The 820-nt window shown below is 58.5% G+C and carries 2 protein-coding genes; both read left to right on the plus strand.

What is annotated here, in order from left to right:
• Positions 1-70: 70 nt before the first annotated feature.
• On the plus strand, positions 71-505 hold the full coding sequence (locus tag IEY24_RS33290; RefSeq protein ID WP_498068520.1) for a hypothetical protein: 435 nt from the start codon (positions 71-73) through the stop codon (positions 503-505).
• Between the two features lie 2 nt (positions 506-507).
• Positions 508-756: a hypothetical protein gene (locus IEY24_RS33295; RefSeq protein ID WP_262892460.1), complete on the plus strand. Its 249-nt coding sequence runs from the start codon at positions 508-510 to the stop codon at positions 754-756.
• The last annotated feature ends 64 nt before the right edge of the window (positions 757-820 follow it).

Below are 820 nucleotides of genomic sequence, written 5' to 3' on the forward strand. Positions count from 1 at the left end.
CCCAAAGCTAAGGTCCGCCGCCACAACCACCATCGTCTGCAGCACCACCAACAACAACAACAACAACAACGTGTCCTCCGACCTGAAGGCGTTCTCCGCCGCGCTGGCCCTCTCCTCCATCCTCCTCTCCGCCCCTCTCCCCGCCGGCGCCGACATCTCGGGGCTCACCCCATGCAAGGAGTCGAAGCAGTTCGCGAAGCGTGAGAAGCAGTCGATAAAGAAGCTGGAGTCGTCGCTGAAGCTCTACGAGGCGGGCAGCGCCCCCGCACTGGCCATTAAGGCGAGCGTGGAGAAGACGAAGAGGAGGTTCGACAACTACGCGAAGCAGGGGTTGCTGTGCGGCGGCGATGGGTTGCCGCACCTGATCGTGAGCGGAGACCAGAGGCACTGGGGTGAGTTCATCACACCCGGAATACTATTCCTGTACATCTCGGGATGGATCGGCTGGGTGGGTCGGAGCTACCTGATTGCGATCAGGGACGAGNCGATGGGTTGCCGCACCTGATCGTGAGCGGAGACCAGAGGCACTGGGGTGAGTTCATCACACCCGGAATACTATTCCTGTACATCTCGGGATGGATCGGCTGGGTGGGTCGGAGCTACCTGATTGCGATCAGGGACGAGAAGAAACCCACCATGAAGGAGATCATCATCGATGTTCCTCTGGCTTCTCGCTTGCTCTTCAGGGGTTTCAGCTGGCCCGTTGCTGCCTACAGAGAACTCATCAACGGCGACCTCATTGCCAAGGATGTCTAGATAAGAGAGGGTGGATGGCTACATTGGAGGAAAGCCTGGAGAATTTGTATGTGGATGGGATCTT

This window comes from Dyadobacter endophyticus, assembly GCF_014641595.1.
In the GTDB taxonomy this organism is placed as follows: Bacteria; Bacteroidota; Bacteroidia; order Cytophagales; family Spirosomataceae; genus Dyadobacter; species Dyadobacter endophyticus.